The sequence below is a fragment of the Steroidobacter agaridevorans genome (assembly GCF_009932555.1).
Lineage (GTDB): Bacteria > Pseudomonadota > Gammaproteobacteria > Steroidobacterales > Steroidobacteraceae > Steroidobacter > Steroidobacter agaridevorans.
This window is the reverse complement of sequence record NZ_BLJO01000003.1, coordinates 450,484-468,021: the sequence shown is the minus strand read 5'-3', so window position 1 is coordinate 468,021 and position 17,538 is coordinate 450,484. Positions and strand designations below refer to the sequence as shown.

At 61.9% G+C, this 17,538-nt stretch carries 12 protein-coding genes; 6 read left to right on the top strand and 6 right to left on the bottom strand.

The window, feature by feature from the left end; translation table 11 throughout:
• Positions 1-32: 32 nt before the first annotated feature.
• The 3 genes from roxB (at position 33) to GYH35_RS12930 (ending at position 5,548) form a co-directional block, all read left to right on the top strand.
• Positions 33-2,078: a rubber dioxygenase RoxB gene (roxB, locus tag GYH35_RS12940; protein WP_161812238.1), complete on the top strand. Its 2,046-nt coding sequence runs from the start codon at positions 33-35 to the stop codon at positions 2,076-2,078.
• A 221-nt stretch (positions 2,079-2,299) separates the two neighbouring features.
• On the top strand, positions 2,300-4,750 hold the full coding sequence (locus GYH35_RS12935) for an FtsX-like permease family protein (protein ID WP_161828610.1): 2,451 nt from the start codon (positions 2,300-2,302) through the stop codon (positions 4,748-4,750).
• A gap of 81 nt (positions 4,751-4,831) precedes the next feature.
• On the top strand, positions 4,832-5,548 hold the full coding sequence (locus tag GYH35_RS12930) for a DUF4197 domain-containing protein (RefSeq protein WP_161828609.1): 717 nt from the start codon (positions 4,832-4,834) through the stop codon (positions 5,546-5,548).
• Between the two features lie 4 nt (positions 5,549-5,552).
• On the opposite strand, the gene GYH35_RS12925 is transcribed toward GYH35_RS12930, so the two are convergent.
• Positions 5,553-6,164, bottom strand: coding sequence for a GyrI-like domain-containing protein (locus GYH35_RS12925; RefSeq protein WP_161828608.1), 612 nt, complete (start codon positions 6,162-6,164; stop codon positions 5,553-5,555).
• Positions 6,165-6,231: 67 nt separating this feature from the next.
• On the opposite strand from GYH35_RS12925, the gene GYH35_RS12920 reads away from it, so the two are divergent.
• On the top strand, positions 6,232-6,540 hold the full coding sequence (locus tag GYH35_RS12920) for a YciI-like protein (protein WP_161812234.1): 309 nt from the start codon (positions 6,232-6,234) through the stop codon (positions 6,538-6,540).
• A gap of 4 nt (positions 6,541-6,544) precedes the next feature.
• On the opposite strand, the gene GYH35_RS12915 is transcribed toward GYH35_RS12920, so the two are convergent.
• On the bottom strand, positions 6,545-7,204 hold the full coding sequence (locus tag GYH35_RS12915; protein ID WP_161812233.1) for a DUF6766 family protein: 660 nt from the start codon (positions 7,202-7,204) through the stop codon (positions 6,545-6,547).
• Positions 7,205-7,355: 151 nt separating this feature from the next.
• On the opposite strand from GYH35_RS12915, the gene GYH35_RS12910 reads away from it, so the two are divergent.
• Positions 7,356-9,167, top strand: coding sequence for a sulfurtransferase (locus tag GYH35_RS12910; RefSeq protein ID WP_161828607.1), 1,812 nt, complete (start codon positions 7,356-7,358; stop codon positions 9,165-9,167).
• On the opposite strand, the gene GYH35_RS12905 is transcribed toward GYH35_RS12910, so the two are convergent.
• On the bottom strand, positions 9,143-9,715 hold the full coding sequence (locus GYH35_RS12905; protein ID WP_161828606.1) for a cytochrome P460 family protein: 573 nt from the start codon (positions 9,713-9,715) through the stop codon (positions 9,143-9,145). The genes GYH35_RS12910 and GYH35_RS12905 overlap by 25 nt on opposite strands.
• A 39-nt stretch (positions 9,716-9,754) precedes the next feature.
• Here GYH35_RS12905 and GYH35_RS12900 point away from each other — a divergent pair, with 39 nt between their 5' ends.
• The gene (locus GYH35_RS12900; protein ID WP_161828605.1) at positions 9,755-10,624 is read left to right on the top strand and encodes a helix-turn-helix transcriptional regulator; all 870 of its coding nucleotides are present in this window, start codon (positions 9,755-9,757) and stop codon (positions 10,622-10,624) included.
• Between the two features lie 9 nt (positions 10,625-10,633).
• Here GYH35_RS12900 and GYH35_RS12895 read toward each other — a convergent pair whose 3' ends face one another.
• From GYH35_RS12895 to GYH35_RS12885, 3 genes are read right to left on the bottom strand one after another with little or no spacing between them, the layout of a single operon-like run.
• Positions 10,634-12,958, bottom strand: a complete 2,325-nt coding sequence (locus GYH35_RS12895; protein ID WP_161828842.1) for a glycoside hydrolase family 31 protein — start codon at positions 12,956-12,958, stop codon at positions 10,634-10,636.
• 49 nt (positions 12,959-13,007) lie between these two features.
• On the bottom strand, positions 13,008-14,495 hold the full coding sequence (locus GYH35_RS12890) for a tryptophan halogenase family protein (RefSeq protein WP_161812229.1): 1,488 nt from the start codon (positions 14,493-14,495) through the stop codon (positions 13,008-13,010).
• 1 nt (position 14,496) lies between these two features.
• Positions 14,497-17,310, bottom strand: a complete 2,814-nt coding sequence (locus GYH35_RS12885; RefSeq protein WP_161828604.1) for a TonB-dependent receptor — start codon at positions 17,308-17,310, stop codon at positions 14,497-14,499.
• Between the last annotated feature and the right edge of the window lie 228 nt (positions 17,311-17,538).

Below are 17,538 nucleotides of genomic sequence, written 5' to 3'. Positions count from 1 at the left end.
TCTCGGTTCAGAGGCGAACCAAGGGGGATCCAATGAGATCAGAGCAACACCGGGCGCGCAGCAAGGTGCCGCGCGCTTCAATTCTTATGGTCCTGAGTTTGTCCGCCGGTCTCGCGACCGGCGCTCAAGCTGCAACGGACCTCATCAAGAGCAGCCGCGGCGGCTCGCAACTCTGGGACTGGTGCGAAGGCAAGACCGATGCCGCACTCTTGCCGCCGGATCCGCGATCGCTGGTCAAGCCTGGCATCGGCACCGGGCGTGCGGTCGCTTTCAACGCGTTCTGGAAGGACTGCCACACCGATCCAGTGGCAGTTAAAGAAGCAGGTCATCCAAAGACCTGCGGCGAATTGCGCCAGCGTTTCTATCGTGGCGATGGCTTGCTCGACACCGGTTCGCGCACGGTCGCCGCACTCTTCACGGGCAACGATCCGACCACGGTCGAATCGTTGTTCGGCGCAGCCACGCTCACTGCCGCTCAATACAACTCGTTGTGGGTGAGCTGGGATGGCTTCCTGCTGCGTCCGGATAACTTCGACGAGCTGGTCGCCGAGCGTTATGGCTCGGTGTTCGGCACGGGACGCAATCCCTATCCCAAACCCTTGGAAGATCCGAACCGGACCAATGGCGGCACCGGCCGCTTGCCGGAAATGTTCACACAGCTGCGCAATCCCGACGGCTCGTGGAGTGGACGCATCGGCATTACCTGCCATGCGTGTCACAGCGGATCTGCGAATGGCGTGCAGACTCCGGGAAGCGGCAGCAGTCTCCAGGACCTGCACCTGCTCCTGCGCGATGCCGTGCCGCTTGGATATTTGCCTTCGCTCGCGTCCCTCGCGAACCTGACGCGAACCCGCGGAACAAACAACGCGAGTGACATCAACCTCGCCTTCCTGTTTCCCGATGAAGGTTTGATATCGATCGAGACCGCGCTCGGCGTGCTCGCCTCCGGCTCGACGGCCTCCATGGACACACCGGCGTGGTGGAACATGGGCCATCGCCCGGTGAAGTTCGTCGACGGCGTATTCCCAATGGATGCTCCGCGCGTCGACATGGTGTTCTACACGCCCGCGTTCGGTCTGTTCGGCTCGCTCGGTGGCCCGCTTTCCGAAGCCGGGCAAACGTGGATGCGCGCGCACGGACCGGAGGCGAATACGTGGGTCGAAGCCCTGAAGGCGCCTGCGTATCCAGCGGCGGTCAATACCACGCTCGCCGAAGAAGGTGCGGTGTTGTTTCATACGCTCAATCTGTGGGCCTCGAACCGCAACAACCCGGTGCCCAAGCCGAGTGAAGGCAACGGCTCGTGCGCGAGTTGCCATGGTGCGTATGCGCCACGTTACGTGAACGATCCGACCTTCCTTGCTACCCCTGCGCTCGAGGGCATGGCCTCCTATATCACTCCGCAGCGGATCATCCAGACGGACGTGGTCCGGCAGGAGACCAACAACGAAGCCGTGCAGGTCGCGGGCGCCAATAATTTCTTCGGCTACCCGACCACCGCCGGCACGGCCAACGATTGCGGCCCGCAAAACCGCTCGGATCTTCGCGGCAATCGCGAGCTCGGCTACCTGGCTCCGCCGCTCTACGGCGTCTGGGCGACCGCGCCGTATATGCACAACGGCTCGGTGCCGAATCTCTGGGAACTTCTGAAGCCCGCGGATCGCAAGCCGCTTTGGAAGCGCAAATCCAAAACGCCGCGCTGGGATCAGACCGGTCGCGCTATCATGGGTTACGACACCAGCATGGCGGCCTTCGACACAACGAAAGTGGGTTGGAAGTATGACGTGGTCCAGTGCAAGCGCCCGTCGCTCCTGGACCCGCTGCCATCGCAGTATCTGCGCTGCGATCCGCAGGACGATCTGCTGCTGTCGTGGTACGACGCCTTGCTGACCAACCTGTACGGCAACGTGATCCTGGCCTGGAACGTGCTGTTCCCGCCGACCATCACGAACACGGACATCGAAGAGCGCAAGATCTATAACAGCTATATGTTCGGCCAGGGCAATGGCGGCCACACGTTCAACTCCGTGCTCACGGACAACGAGCGCAAGGCCCTCATCGAGTATATGAAGACGTTGTAAGCGTCGCGCAGGCAACGGAGAGACGAGCGCATCGGGGCGCTCGTCTCGATCTTCACGACCTCGCGACGGTGGCCCTCCTTGCGCGCAGCTGTTCGTTTTCGAACACCCCAGGCTCGCGGCCGACTTCCGGCTGGCGCTAACCGGTTGATCCTTACGCGATTTCATCGTACTGCACGGGCGCTTAGACTAGTCAGCCTCGAGCAGATCGATGGGGTTACTCCGTGTGGCGAAACTATCTGAGCGCGGCGCTCCGCAACCTGTCGCGCAATCGCCTTTACGCCGCGATCAACATCGTCGGCCTGGCGATTGGCCTGGCGGCGGGGATCTTCGCAGGCTTGTACGTCCGTGAGGAGTTGAGCTACGAGCGATTCATCCCGGGTCACGAGAGTATCTATCGCGTCTCGATGACGCGGCAGGTGCCTGGCGCGCCCGCTGCGGCTTTCAGCACGGCCTATCATCGGGTCTCGGAATGGCTCGAGAGCGACTTCCCCGAGATTCAGGCGAGCAGTCGGCTGTGGATCGTCCGCAAAGCCGTGCGCCATGGCGAATTCGAAGCGCAGCAGTCCGTGGGCTTCGCCGACCGGGATTTCTTCCGTGTCTTTGCACTGCCCGCGATCGCCGGCGATCTTGCCACCGCACTGAGCACGCCCGACGGCATCGTGCTCACTCGCCAGGCGGCTCGAAAGTATTTCGGTGAGGACATGCCCATCGGCAAGACGCTGGAGCTGGACCGCAGCGCCGTCATGCGCGTCACCGCCGTGATAGAGGACCTGCCCTCCAATACGCATCTGAACTTTACCGTCATCGCATCCAACGCGCGGCTGCTGCAGGAACTGCAGCCGCTCCCGGAGTTCAACGTCCGGAAGTTCGAAGCGCATACCTATTTCAGCCTCGATCCAGCCACATCGCTGCAGTCGTTGCGAGAGCGCATGACGGGCTTGATCGATCGTCATCAGAAATTTCCACCCGGCATCCAGCTGCAGGTGGATGTGCTGCCCATCGACGACATTCACCTGAAATCCTCGGCGCAGTTTCCACTCGAGCCTCCCGGCGATCTCAAGACGGTCTATGCGATCGCGGCCGTCGGCATCCTGATCGTCCTGATCGCCGGCATCAACTTCGTGAATCTGATGACATCACGCGCCTCACAGCGGGCAGTCGAGGTCGGCGTACGCAAGGCCGCGGGTGCGAGCAGGCGCGATCTGGTGTTGCAGTTCATCGGTGAGTCGCTGATCCATGTGACGATTGCGATGCTGGTTGCAGTCGCCGCGGTCGAGCTGCTGATGCCCTACTTCAATGCGCTGCTGGATCGCAGCCTGAGTGGCGATCCGACAGCGACGATCCAGTTCGAATACTGGCGAGACCCGATGCTCGCGCTCGCCCTTGTTGCTGCCGTCCTCATCATCGGCCTCGCGGCGGGCTTTTATCCGGCGATGGTCCTGTCCGCATTCCGCCCGATCGATACGCTCAAGACCGGGATCGTGCGGAGCGCCGGCTCCTTCACGGTGCGTCAACTGCTGGTCGTGCTGCAGTTCGGCGTTCTGGTGCTGCTGATCCTGGCGACCGCGGTCATTCATCGTCAGACGCAATTTGCTTTGAATGAAGGCCTGCGCATCGATCGCAATCAAGTGCTGCTGGTGTCGTTCAGAGACGCCAGAACCCGGCAAGGATTCCAGGAGGCTCTGCGCGAGGTTGCAGGCGTCGAGGCCGTGACCAGCTCGCATACGGCACCCACCAACCGAGGAACCATTCAACTCACCGCCGAGCGTGCCGGCGGCTCTCCAGCAGCGCTGCAATTCACGCCGGTCGACTTCAACTTTCACGAGTTCTACGGGCTGCAGCCGCTCGCCGGTCGATTGTTCTCACGCGAGCGCGGCACCGATGCCGTGCCGGCCAATGCGACTTCCGCTGTCGCTAGCGGTGACGGAGCTGCGCAATTGGCGTTGATCGTCAACGAAGCCACAGTACGCACCCTCGGCTTTGCGACGCCCGATGCGGCCGTCGGGCAGATCCTCAAGATCAAGGAATGGTCGCCGGATCTTCAGTATTCGATCGTCGGTGTCATCCCCGATTTTCCGGTCGACTCCATTCGAGTTGCGGTCCAGCCCACCGTGTACTTCGTGGATCAGAACCGGCTCAGCATGATCAGCGTTCGGTTGAATGGCCGCGCCATTCCAGAGACGCTGACCCAGATCAATCGACTCTGGCAACGCATCGGCGAGCCGCGGCCCATCGAGAGCCAATTTCTGGATGAGTATTATGAGCTGCTCTACACGGACGTGAGACAACAGGCGCGGCTCTTCAACGGCTTCACGGTCATCGCGCTGATCATCGCCTCTTTGGGATTGTTTGGCTTATCCGTATTCTCGGCCCAGCAGCGCACCAAGGAAGTCGGCATTCGCAAGGCCATGGGCGCGGGCACCCAAGAGATCATGCGGCTGTTGTTGTGGCAGTTCCTGCGCCCCGTGCTGATAGCCATCGTACTCGCGCTGCCGTTGGGAGCGTGGCTGATGCAGCGGTGGTTGAGCGGCTTTGCTCAGCGCGCATCGATCGAGGCGTGGCTGTTGATTGCAGCCGGCGCCGTGGTCGTGTTGATAGGTGCGTTGACCGTCGCCGCCCACGTCATATTAGTCGCAAGATGGCGACCAGCCGCGGCATTGCGCTACGAATAATTCCTGCGATGAAGTTCCTGCTCGGCGCTTGGATGCACCGGATACAATCCGGCTCCCAGTACGTATGCAGGATCCGAGACGATGAGACTATTGGTTGCGGGATTGGCGCTTGCCACGACCTTGTGCTTGGGCGCATGCGCGGAGATGTCGCAGGTTCTGCAGTCGGGCGCGGGCGGCATGGGTACCGCTGGCAGTTCCAATCAATCCACTCTATCGCGCGCGGTGAAAGAGTCGCTCGAGCTGAGCAGCACCCGAGCGGCGGATCTGCTGTCCAAGACTGGCGCATATCAGAACAGCTCGCTCTATCGCATCCGACTGCCCGAGCCGGTCCAGCCGATCGCCTCGCGCCTGCGGCAGTTTGGGCTGGGCGGTCAGGTCGACCAGATCGAGAAGCTCATGAACCAGGGCGCCGAGCATGCCGCCGTCGAAGCCAAAGGAATTTTCATCGGCGCGGTGCGAAGCATGACGCTGACCGATGCGATGGGCATCGTGCGCGGCAACGACACGGCCGCAACCGCCTACTTCCGCCAGCACACCGAGACCGAGCTCCGACAGAAATATCTGCCGATCATCCAGAGCAATCTGCGGCAGATCGGCTTCTACAACCAGTACCAGCAGCTGCTCAGCGCCTACAAACAATTGCCGCTCACCAACAAGCCCGACCTGGACCTGGAACAGCACGTGCTCACCCAAAGCCTCAACGCGCTGTTCACCCAAGTCGGCGAGGAAGAAAAGGCAATCCGCAAGGATCCCATCGGCCGCGGCAGCAGCGTGATCGCCGCCGTGTTCGCCCGTTGAGACGCTACTCCGCGGGCTGCCGGATGATGGTCTTCCATTTGTCCGGCGCCGCCCGGCGGATGTCGCTCAAGTAGATCTCGTGATGCTTGCCGGCAAGCTTCAATCCTTGAGCTTCGATAAAGCGGTGCAGCCTTGCGATCGTCGGCCCTTCTGCGGTGAACGGGCCGATGTGCAGGATCTGCGCCGCTTTGCCTTCCGCGAAGGCAGCGAACTCCACTTTGGAGAGCGCCGGTAGATCTTTCTTTCGAGCCAGCTGCGCTCTGCACGACTCGACCAGCGGCTCGGTCACGAGCGGCGGCTGCAGGATCATCAGCGTCCACAGCCACTCGTCCTTACGGGTGACGCTGAACTGTGTCATGTCCTCCATCCACCACAACCCCTCCAGCGGCATGACGCCATAGTCGATCGCCGCCTCGCCCTTCTTGATGGCGAACTTGATCGTGTACGCCAGACTGAAGAGCGCTTCCACAGCCTCACGATACGCGCTCGACGTATTCGGATCGCCGGCGCCATCGATCCGCAGATAGCGCAGCGTCGGGACGACGATCAGCGCGGGTTCTTTGGCCGACGCGGCGTACAGATGCTTGAGCTCTTTCTTGTAGTCGATCTTGTTCACGGCCGGACTGTATCCACGCCGCTCTATTCGTGCCACAGTTCCACCATCCGAACTCCGGAGGCAGGCGATGAAACACTTTCTGCTGTTCTACGAAGTTGGCGCGGACTATGTGGAAAAGCGGGCCGAGTTCCGGGAGGCCCACTTGACCAAGGCGTGGGAGTCGAGCGCCCGGAATGAAATGGTCCTGGGCGGAGCCCTGGCCGATCCGACCGACGGCGCGGTGATTCTGTTTCGCGGCCAGTCCCGGGATGTCGCGGAAAACTTCGCTAAGTCGGATCCGTACGTCCAGAACGGATTGGTGACTCATTGGTACGTGCGCGAGTGGTCCACGGTGGTCGGCGAAATGGCCGCGCATCCGGTCCCGCCGACGGGTTGAAGCGTCACTCGCCCGTCTGACTATGCGGGCTATCGACCGGCTTGGACTCCGGCGAGCCGCGCTGCCGTAGAAAGATGCTCAGCACCACCATGGACCAGATGGCCAGAAACTCGCTTTGCCAGTTCTGAAAGGACTGGAACCAGAACTGCGTGCGGCCGAGGAATTCCCATACTGAGACTTCCGCCGCGCCGTGCAGACGCTGCTCCTCATTGAAGGCCGCCGTTCCACCCAGGGCATGCGAAATGAAAGACACCAGGAACAGCGCAAGAAACGCCAGGCTCAGCGAATACTCATAGAGCCGAAGTCGCCAGCCGCCTGCTTTCACCGGGCCGGGTGCGTCCTTGCGGCGGCTGAGCCGTGGATCGCGATCCACTTCTTCGGGCTTGTCGGGCGACTTCGATTCGGCCGAACCGCGCTGGTAGAGAAATACTGTAAATAGTACGTAACCGAACATCTGCAGGAACTCGCTCTCCCAGTTTTCGGCGGTCGCCTCCACGAAACTGCCGCTGCTCAAATAGTCGACCAGGGTCGGCGGCGCTGCGCCATGATCCCGCTGCTCGTCGACCTCGGCACGCCAGCCCGTGAATGCCTGCGCCGCCCAAAAGAGCAGAAAAAGCGCGAACAACACCAGGGAGAGCCCGTTATCGCGCCAGAGCCGTTTCATCCGGATCCTCCATCGTCGCCTGCCTGTTGAATTCTCGTAGGCCGAGCCAGGATCCACGCAAGCGGAAAAAAGACAGGCGGGACGCGGACATAGCGGCCCGCGGGACAGGGTTTGCGGCTTCCCGAACCCCTCTATAAGATGCGCGGCCTCCATGGAACCCGTCGTCAACATCGCCGCCTACAAGTTCCTGCCGCTCGAGGGCTTGAAGGCCCTGCGCACGCGCCTGCAGGACCTATGCAAAGAGGCGGAGCTCAAAGGCAGCATTCTGCTCAGCCCCGAAGGCATCAACCTGTTCGTCGCGGGCGGCGGGCCACAGATCGAAAGGCTGCTGGCCGAGCTGCGCAGTTGGCCGGGGCTGGCGGATCTGCAGCCGAAATTCAGCCAGACCGATCACCAGCCGTTCAATCGGATGCTGGTGCGGATCAAGCAAGAGATCATCGCCTTCGGCGTGCCGGGCATCGATCCGGCGCGGCGCACGTCGCCGAAACTCGCCGCCACGCAGTTGAAGCAATGGCTGGACGAAGGCCGCCCGCTCACGCTGCTCGATACCCGCAACGATTATGAGATCAAGCTGGGCACGTTCAAGAACGCGCTGCCCATCGGCATCGATCACTTCCGAGATTTCCCCGAAGCCGTCGCCAGGCTGCCGGAGGAACTGAAAGAGCAAACGGTGGTGATGTTCTGCACCGGCGGCATCCGCTGCGAGAAGGCCGGACCGTATATGGAACAAGCCGGCTTCAAGCACATCCTGCAGCTCGACGGCGGCATCCTGAAGTATTTCGAGGAGGTCGGCGGCGACTATTACGACGGCGAATGTTTCGTGTTCGATCAGCGGGTCGGCCTCGATCCGAAACTGGGCGAAACGCATTCGACGCAATGTTTCCATTGCCAGTCGCCGCTGACGCCGGCCGAGCAGGCCCATCCGCACTATGTGCCGGGCAAGTCCTGCCAGTATTGCTACAAGACACCGGCCGAGCAGATGGCGCTGAACATCGAGCGGCGCCATGAAGTCATCCGCAAGCTCACTCATCCCCTGCCCGGCAGCCAGCCCTACGATCACTTCAAACCGGTGAATGTGCCGGTCGATTGCGATGGCCAGACCATCGTCGAGGCGCTGCACCGAGTCGTCAGGCACATTCCCATCGAAGTCTGGGAACGCAAGTGTGCGGACGGCCTGGTGCTCACGGCGGATCATGCGCCCGTCGCCGCCACGCATCGAGTGAAGTCGGGAGAACGTTATCTTCACCGGCTCCCCGCGGTCATCGAGCCTGCGGTGAATATGGATGTGCGCATCCTTCATGAGGACGAAGCGATCGTCGTCGTGAACAAGCCCGCGCCGCTGCCCGTTCACTCCGGCGGCCGCTTCTATCGCAATACGCTGCAATGGCTGCTCTTCGACGTCTACGCGCCGCAGAAGCTGCGGCCGGCGCATCGGCTCGACGCCAACACCACCGGCATCCAGGTGCTGACTCGCACTCGCCACTTCGCTGGGCGCGTGCAGGATCAGTTCGCGCAGATGCAGGTCGAGAAGGTTTATCTGGTTCGCGTCAACGGCCATCCCGAAGCGGATGAGTTCACTTGCGAAATGCCGATCAGCAGAGAACCGGGCAAGCTTGGGTCGCGCAGTGTCGACCCGGCCGCGGGCCTGCCGGCGCATACCGATTTCCGTGTCCTGCGCCGTTTCAGCGATGGCACTGCGCTGCTCGAGGCTCGTCCTCGCACCGGGCGCACCAATCAAATTCGAATTCACATCGCCCATCTCGGCTGGCCGGTCTGCGGCGATCCGGCTTATCTCGCCGGCAGCGAAGTCGGCGAAACGCAGACGCTCAGCATCGACGCGCCGCCGCTGTGTCTGCACGCATTCGAGCTCACGTTCCGACACCCCGTGACCCGTCAGCCCATGACGTTCAGGGCGCCCCCACCCGCTTGGGCCGAAGATCAATTCTTCTGTAACGTCGGGTAGAACTGAACGAACGTCATATCCACCGCAGCGTTCGCTTTGTGACAAGCGAAGCACCTCGATTCCGGCATCGGTGTAGCGGTTGCATCCATGCCGACGTCGAAATAGGCCCAGCGATTCTTGAAGCGGGCGGAGTCTTTCACAGACACTTCGATGCCGTGCAGATCCGTCTGAAGATACCCTCGATTATTGGGCGGCCGCTGCGTCTCACTGCCGCGCAATTCCAAGACGAACATCGTGCCTTCGGGCCACGCGCGGTCGCGTAGGAACGCGTCGTACGCCGCCGGCTGAACGAAAACATTGTCGAACATGACATGGCCGGTCAGAGCGGCCGCCTGGGCAGCCGGACCGTAACTCATCCCCAGACCGGCGCTCACAAAACGCCAGTTCCGATAATCCACCGGCCGCTGCAATTTGCCGTCGGCGGAAAACTTCGCGCCCGCCAGTTTTGTCTTGGCCGGTTGCGTCGGCGCCGCCCGCAAAGCCATCGCCACGGGAACGGCAGCGCCTATGGCTAAAATCGCCAGCAGGACATGCATCGATCTGCGCATCGGACTATCCTTTGGAATCCAGGGGATGGGGACCGATCCATGCTGCAACGAGACGCTGGACGCGTATTGAAAAAACACAACATCGGCGGGCCCGGCAGCCTGATGGCCGCCGGCACTTTCTTCGGCGCCACGCGCCTGCAGCTTCGCTCGGGCGAATTCACGGTCAGCGCGGTCACTCATATGAATGCGCGCACGGTGCCGATGCATGCTCATGCGCACGCCTTCTTCTCGATGCTGATCAGCGGTCACTATCGAGAATGGTTTGGACAGGAACATTGGGACGCGCGCCCCCTCTCAATGGTCTTGCGCCCGGCGCAGGCCGAGCATCGCGACGAGATTGGCCCTGACGGCTCGGTGTTTCTTTGCGTGGATATCGCGCCAGCTTATTGGGAGGCGTTGACTGATTCAGGGCTCCGGTTACAGCGACGGGCCTTTGACGATCGCCCCATGTCTCGCGTTGCTTTGCGGCTGCTCAAGGAACTGTGCGAGAAGCGCGCGGGTTGGCAGAGCGTCGCGGAGTCGTTGGTAAACGAACTGGTGGCGGAGTACGCCGACGAATCACACCGCGTCGGACGACGCGATCCTCCGTTGTGGTTGCGGCGTGCTATCGAGATGCTTCACGACGAACCTGCACACCCATCGCTGCGCGCGGTTGCCGCCGATCTGGATCTGCACCCGGTGCATGTGTCGCGAGCGTTCAAGCAATACAAGGGCCTGTCGGTGTCTCAGTATTTGCGAGAGCTGCGGCTACAGCGCACAGCCCGTGAATTACTCGAGAGCCGCGAGCCGTTGGCTACAATTGCCCAAGACAACGGCTTTGCCGATCAGAGCCACATGACGCGCGACTTCATTCGCGCGACCCACTGGTCGCCGGCCAAACTCCGCTGTGAGTGTGAGCGGCTGCGATGAGCTCCCGGCTTATCGAACGATCCGGGTCAGATCTCGAATCGAACGACTGACGGCTTTGTCGCCGACAGCGGAGAGCTGCCCTGCCTGGTCGTCCCACTTCAATCGGGTCGTCCGTCCGATGCCTTTCTCATAGTCGTATGACACACCATCGTCGTCATAGAGCGTGAACTCCGCGTCCTTGCCGGGATAGACACGAATCTCCTTGAGCGCCTGCGCCGTCGCCGTACTCGGAATATCGACGCCCATCGGTACGATGGAGCCGGCGCGAACGAACAGCGGAATCACATCGACCGGTGCAGCGACAGTCACCGTCTGCCCGCCCGGCAGCTTCTCGTTGGTCCAGTAGTTGTACCAATCGCTGCCCGCAGGCAAGTACACCTCGCGGCTCTGCTGGCCTTGCTCTGTGACGGGCGCAACCAGGAACGCGGGGCCGAACATATACTGATCGCCGATACTGAAGACCTTCGGATCGTTGGGGAAATCCATGAACAGTGCGCGCATGAACGGCGCGCCCGTGTCGTAGGTTCGCTTGCCCAGCGAATACAAGTACGGCATCAGTGTGTAGCGCAGCTTCAAATACCGACTGATGATGGCCTCGGCCTCCTTGCCATACGACCAGACCTCGGCTTCTTTGCGCAGACCGTGGGCGCGCATGGTGGGCAGGAATGTTCCGTACTGATACCAGCGGACAGCCAGCTCCGGATAGTCATCGTAGTTGCCAATGACATTGCGCGCGTCAGATGGGTCGACGAGCGGCTTGTGCTCGGAGCGGTGACGCGGCGTGTGCCACTGCCAGCCGCCGATATCGTTGCCCCAGTAGGCGAGCCCCGTCGCGGTGAAGTTCAACCCTGTCGTCACCTGCTGCTTCAACGCTTCCCAGGTCGGATGGATATCGGACGACCAGAACAGATTGCCGTAGCGTTGCGATCCGAGGTACGCCGCACGCGCCAGGATCAAGTTACGCATGTTCGGGCGATCTCGCCGCGAGCCTTCGGCGACGCCTTGCGTATGAACCAGCGGATACAGATTGCGATATCGATCCCCCGACCCGATGCTGTAGAAGTAGCCATCCGGCACCAGGTCGGGCTCGGTCTCGTCCAGCCAAAACCAATCGAATCCTTGCGAAGCGATGTTGTCCCGAATCTTGCTCCAGAACCACTCGCGCGCCTCGGGATTGGTGCTGTCGAGCAAGGCGCCCGCGCGATCGTTGCGCACCGGCAGGCCATCGACCGGCCGGCCGTCGGCGTGTTTCAGCAAATAGCCCTTCGACGCCAGCAAATCGAAGTAGCGCGACTCGAGCTCGAAGCGCGGCCAGACGCTGATCATCGAGCGCACGCCTTGTCCGTTGAGCGTCCGGTTCATCGCCGCCGGCGAGGGAAAGTCGACCGGATTGATGTCGAGCTGGCCCATGCGGGTCCAGTAGAACCAGTCGACTACCATGATGTCGAGCGGATAGCCACGCTTGCGATAGCCGGCGGCCACGTCGAGCACTTGTTGCTGATTCTCGTAACGCGCCTTGCTCTGGATATAACCGAACGCCGCTTTCGGCGGCAGCGGCGTGACGCCTGTGAGCTTGCGATAGCCGGCGTAGATCTCGTCCACCGTCTCGCCCGCGATCACGAAGTACGAGACGCGCTCGCCGACTCTGGACTGCCAGCTGGTGCGCCCCTGCAATCCAGCCGAGATCGCGGTGCTGGAAGGATTGTCCCAGAGAATGCCGTAGCCTTTGTTCGTCACCAGGAACGGCACACAGACCGTCTCGCCGGCCGGCGCATCGTAGTTGTGCTTGCAGTCGATCGTGCGACCGCGGTGGTCGAGAATGCCTTCCTGATTCTGACCCAAGCCATAGTAGTGCTCGTCGGGGGGCGCGACGAAGCTCGCACCGACGCGGAATGTTTTCTCGCCGTTCACTGTGTGCGGCGACAGTTCCCAGCCGCTCATCTCAACGACGGTCTCGCCGCTCGGCTTGCGCACTGTGAGCGACACTGGCGGCAGCGACGGCGCGAAGTAACGTTGCATCTGATTCGGCGGCCCGGGATGAGGTTGCGCCTTCACCTCGACGGACAGCGCCGCTGATGAATAGATGTCGCCCGACGCTGCGACGTCATGCTTCCATCCCTTGGCGTCGGGATTGGCAACGAATCCATAGCCCGGGGGTGCGACCACCCGCTCCTTCTCCAGACTCAGCGTGACCCGCACCACATTCGGCGCATACGGCTCGATCGCGACAAAACTGCCGTTGCGATCGAGCAGCCCCAGAGGCTCGGCCGTGACAACGCCGCTCGAACACATCAGCGCCAGCGCGGCCAGCGCCGCGCGATTCTTTGGAATCATGCGATTGATCTCTCGATAGTCAGTCGTGGACATCGACGTTGCAATTGGATCAAGCAGCCTTGCAGTTACTTTCAATGAACTGCCGATGGCTGGGCAGGCGTGCAACGGCGGCATGTAGTTTACTTCGCAGGCTGTCGGCTTTCTGTTGTAACCCGGCGAGCGGCATGATGTCGGCCAGCGGATCCCATCGTTGCGGCTGAACGCCCTGGCCCAGCATGACTGCGACCCAGCTGGCGTCCGCGAACAGTTGCCCGTCATGCCGGGCGACTTTGCCTCGCGAACGAAACAGCTCGAGCCGGTGCGCCAGCGAGTCCGGAATCGACATGCGCCGGCAGTCGCGCCAGAACGGCTCGTCGCGACGGTTGGCCACGTAGTGCAGGATGATGAAGTCCCGGACCTGCTCGTACTCCGCGATGCTGAGCCGATTGAACTCCTCTTCCGCCGCGGGATCGCCCGATGTCGACAGCGGCATCAACGAAAGGAAACGGAATATCGCGGACTGCACCAGGTGCAGACTGGTCGATTCGAGCGGCTCCATGAAACCGCCCGCCAGCCCCAACGCCAGACAGTTGCCATTCCAGAACTTCTTGCGTCGTCCGGTAGTGAAGCGCAACAGACGCGGCTCGGCGAGAAGCTTGGCATCCAGATTGGCGAGCAGGAGCCGCGCGGCTTCATCGTCGCCGATGTAGTTCGAGCAATAGACATGCCCGTTGCCGGTTCGATGCTGAAGTGGAATACGCCATTGCCAGCCAGCTCGATGCGCCGTCGAACGAGTGTACGGCGCGAAGTCCTCATTGTTTCTCTCGCAAGGCACGGCAAGCGCGCGATTGCATGGCAGCCAGTGCGACCAGTCTTCGAAACCGGTACCCAGCGTGCGCTCGATCAGCAGCCCCTGAAAGCCGGAACAATCGAGAAAGAAATCGCCCGTGACGGTGCGGTCGTCGTGCAGACGCAGCCCCTTGATAGAGCCACGCTCGCCGTCACGGTCGACATGCACGATGCGTCCTTCATGCCGTACGACGCCCCGCTGTTCCGCGTAGTTGCGCAGAAAGCGAGCATAGAGCCCGGCGTCGAAATGATAGGCATACGTCAGCTGTGGCAAATCGTCCGGCATGGTCGGGAACGGCGGCAAGAACCGACCTTGCGCCGCTGCCACGGCTGTTGGCGAATAGTCATGGAGCGGATGCGGATGTCCGTGGGCATTCAGCCGCAACCAGAACTGATGAAACGAAACCCCATCGAGGTTCGCGCCGATCTCGCCGAACTGATGAAAGTATCGATGGCCGGCGTGACCCCAGTTCCTGAACTGAATCCCCAGCTTGAAGCTGGCCTGCGTGGCGCGGACGAACTCGCGCTCGTTGATCCCCAAGACCTTGTTGAAGAATTGCAGCGGTGGAATGGTCGCCTCGCCGACGCCGACCGTGCCGATCTCCTCCGACTCGATCAGGCTGATCGGATGCGCGCCCTTGAGCGCCTGCGCGAGGGCGGCGGCGGCCATCCAACCGGCCGAGCCGCCGCCGACGATCACGAAATGCATGTCAGAAGCTGGCTCTTACGAACACGTTGTAGCGCCGGTCCGCGCTCACCCAGTTGTGATAGGTGAGACCGGTGTTATCGACGAAGTTGTCGACCAGAATGCGGTATGGCGCATCGGTCAGGTTGACCGCCTGCAGACCCACCTTGAGCTTCTGCGACACGTTCCAGGTCACCGAGCCGTCGAGCTGTCCGTAGTCATCGGCCCAGGCCGGAATATTCAGATTGGCAGCCGCCATCGTGAGCACATACCGCTCGCGCCAGTTGTATGCCAGCCGCGCCTCGAAGCGCTGCGTGCTGTAGTACAGCTCGGCGTTGTAACTGGTCTTGCTCAAGCCTTCGAGCGGATAGCCGTCCAGCGCCGAGTTGTCGCGCTGGTTCTCATCGTACGGATTCGCCGCTATGTTGCGCGTGCCGCCGCTCTCTACATACGTGAACGCCGCCCGCGCTCCGAAGTTCTTGCCGAACCCGGGCAGGAAATCGAAGAAGCTGTTGTAAGCGACTTCGAAGCCCTGCACGTAGCCGCTGCCTTGATTCTCCGGCCGCAGCACCCGGACCGAGCGCGTCTGGCCGTTGTTGGTGTAATCCACCGTCGAGTTCAAGGAGGTTTCCATGAACCCTTCGAGCTGCTTGTAGAAAATCGCGCCGGTCAGCGAGTTGGTGGGATTGATATACCACTCCGCCGACACGTCGTATTGCCACGAGCGCATCGGCTCGAGATCGGGATTGCCCGCAAAGCCGTTGTACTGGTACACGCAAGTGCCGATCTTGGCCCCTTCCGGCAATTCGTTGCAGACGCCATTCGACATCAAACCGAGCTTCGCGGTGACGTTGATCGCCGGCAACAACAGCGGGAAGTCGGGTCGCGACAGCGAACGCGCCACGGCGAATCGCAGGAATACGTCGTCCCTCACTTTGTAGCGCAGGTTCAGGCTGGGCAGCACGTCGGTGTAAGTGTTCTCGTCGGTCGCCTCGTACGAAGCGCCGTTGGCAAACGCAGACTCATCGGGCGATCCGACCACGTCCGCGCCGCTGAACGTGAGCAACCCGGTGCCGAGATTTTCGGTTCGCACCACACGCACACCGACATTGCCGTCGAACTTGTTCTTCCCGAAATGCGCGGCCACGTAACCGGCCCAGGACTTTTGATTCTGGGTATTGACGCCCAGGCCATCGTTGCCGGGCGTGGTATCGGCAAAGTCGCCGTTCCACGGCGTCCAGTCGCAGCAATTCGTTCCAAACGTCTCGACGCTGTGGATCGTGCTTTCGAACGCCGCCCGTCCGCTGTACGCCGAGGAGTGCGGGAACACATAAGCGCTCGGCGCCTGCCCGCCGTGGAACCAATCCGAGAATCCCTGCTGGATATACGGCACGCTGGCATCGCCAAACCTCGTGTCGCCGCCGCCCCAGTTCTGCGCGACCGTTCCCCAGCGATAGCCCGTTTCGCGCGTCGTCGAGCTGTAGTTCTCGTGCCGAATGCCGAAGCGGATCCGATCCATCCAATCGCTGTTGTCGAAGGTGTACTCGCCATCGGCCCGATACGCCCAGGCATCGGCATCGTTCTTTTCGTAATGATCCATCGCCCAGCCGTAATAATGCTGGTCGGGATCGGTCATCACGCTGTTGGGCGCCATCCCGATGCGCGGTTCGTTGCTGCCATTCAGACGCAGGTCGAATGCCAACGCATCCGGATTGCCCTGGTCCACCGTGGGCGATCCCAGCGTCAGATCCATGATGTCCGCGTCCGCGAACACGCGTTGCACGTCGAGGTCGAAGCGCCAGCGCTCGCCCGGATGCCAGGTCAGATGCAAGGCCGCATCGTGATTCGTGCTTTCGCGCTCGTTGTAGCGAGCCGAGCCGGCAAAAAAACTATTGGCGATCCGCCCTCCCACCAGATAGCCGTTGGCGACCTGCAGATTGCTGCCGGTCAAAGCGTTGCCTTGCTCGCTCCACGACGCGTTCTCGTTCTGCTCGAAGGTCGCGTCCGCCATGAAATATTGCAGCGACACGTCCACTGTATCGCTCGGCCGCCATTGCAATGCCAATGAGCCGCCGAGACGCTCGCGATCGACGGTCAGCTCGCGCCAACCGATGCCACCGGGCGCGAACACTGTCTGACCTTCGTAACCAGGCAGGTTGGTGCGCGCATAGTACCTGTCGATGTGCAGCGTATGGGTCTGCGTAGTGAGCTGCGAGGCGCTGCTCGAAATGAGAAAGCCCATCTCGCCAATGCCGGTGTTCCAGCGATCGCTGTACAGGAACGAGCCTGATGGGCGCTCCTTGTTCGCAAGGTCGCCGACCGCGTATTCCGCCGACGCGGCCAGCACTCGATCCGGGCTGTCGAACGGCAAGCGGGTGCGCAGGTCCACGACGCCTGCCATGCCGCCTTCGATCAGCGCCGCCGAGGGATTCTTGTAGACATCGACTGCCGCCATCAGCTCGGGCGGAATATCCTCGAAGCCCAAGGCGCGGCTCTCTTTCGCGGAGAACGCCGAACGTCCGTTCAGTTCGCTGCGCACCCAGCTCAAACCACGAACCGTCACACCCGCGCCTTCGACGGCGATGCGGTCGGCATCGCGCGCTTCTGGAACCCGGCCGATCGCGAGGCCGGGAATTCGCTGTAGAACCTCGGTGACGCTGCGATCGGGCAGCGCGCCAATGTCCGAAGCGGTGATGGAATCGAGCAGCTCTTCGGCGTCGGCCTTGCGCGCCTGCGACGATTTGAGTTGCTCGCGAAGGCCGGTAACGACGACCTCCTCGACTTGCGACGAGGAGCCCGATGCATTCTGCGACTGCGCCGGAGCCGCCGATAACGCCATCGCTATCGCCAGGGCCGGTACCGTCGAAATCGCGTTGCGAAGATGTAACGCCCGGCGTACGGCGCTGGCGACGGACGATCCGTGCCCCGCCCGATGTGAACTCACCTCAGCCATAACAACGTATCCCCCATTGCTTGACCTGTCGTGCCATTCGCCGAGGGATTGCCATGCGCGACGCCGCGCTTATTTCACGCGTTCGTCACCGTCCCCCACTCGTCGTCCGAACCA

Coding starts and splice junctions, on each gene's coding strand:
- GYH35_RS12930 (WP_161828609.1), top strand. CDS start 4,832: ATGAGACTATTGGTTGCGGGATTGGCGCTTGCCACGACCTTGTGCTTG.
- GYH35_RS12915 (WP_161812233.1), bottom strand. CDS start 7,204: ATGAAACGGCTCTGGCGCGATAACGGGCTCTCCCTGGTGTTGTTCGCG.
- GYH35_RS12890 (WP_161812229.1), bottom strand. CDS start 14,495: ATGCATTTCGTGATCGTCGGCGGCGGCTCGGCCGGTTGGATGGCCGCC.
- GYH35_RS12905 (WP_161828606.1), bottom strand. CDS start 9,715: ATGCGCAGATCGATGCATGTCCTGCTGGCGATTTTAGCCATAGGCGCT.
- GYH35_RS12910 (WP_161828607.1), top strand. CDS start 7,356: ATGGAACCCGTCGTCAACATCGCCGCCTACAAGTTCCTGCCGCTCGAG.
- GYH35_RS12885 (WP_161828604.1), bottom strand. CDS start 17,310: ATGGCGTTATCGGCGGCTCCGGCGCAGTCGCAGAATGCATCGGGCTCC.
- roxB (WP_161812238.1), top strand. CDS start 33: ATGAGATCAGAGCAACACCGGGCGCGCAGCAAGGTGCCGCGCGCTTCA.
- GYH35_RS12920 (WP_161812234.1), top strand. CDS start 6,232: ATGAAACACTTTCTGCTGTTCTACGAAGTTGGCGCGGACTATGTGGAA.
- GYH35_RS12900 (WP_161828605.1), top strand. CDS start 9,755: ATGCTGCAACGAGACGCTGGACGCGTATTGAAAAAACACAACATCGGC.
- GYH35_RS12895 (WP_161828842.1), bottom strand. CDS start 12,958: ATGATTCCAAAGAATCGCGCGGCGCTGGCCGCGCTGGCGCTGATGTGT.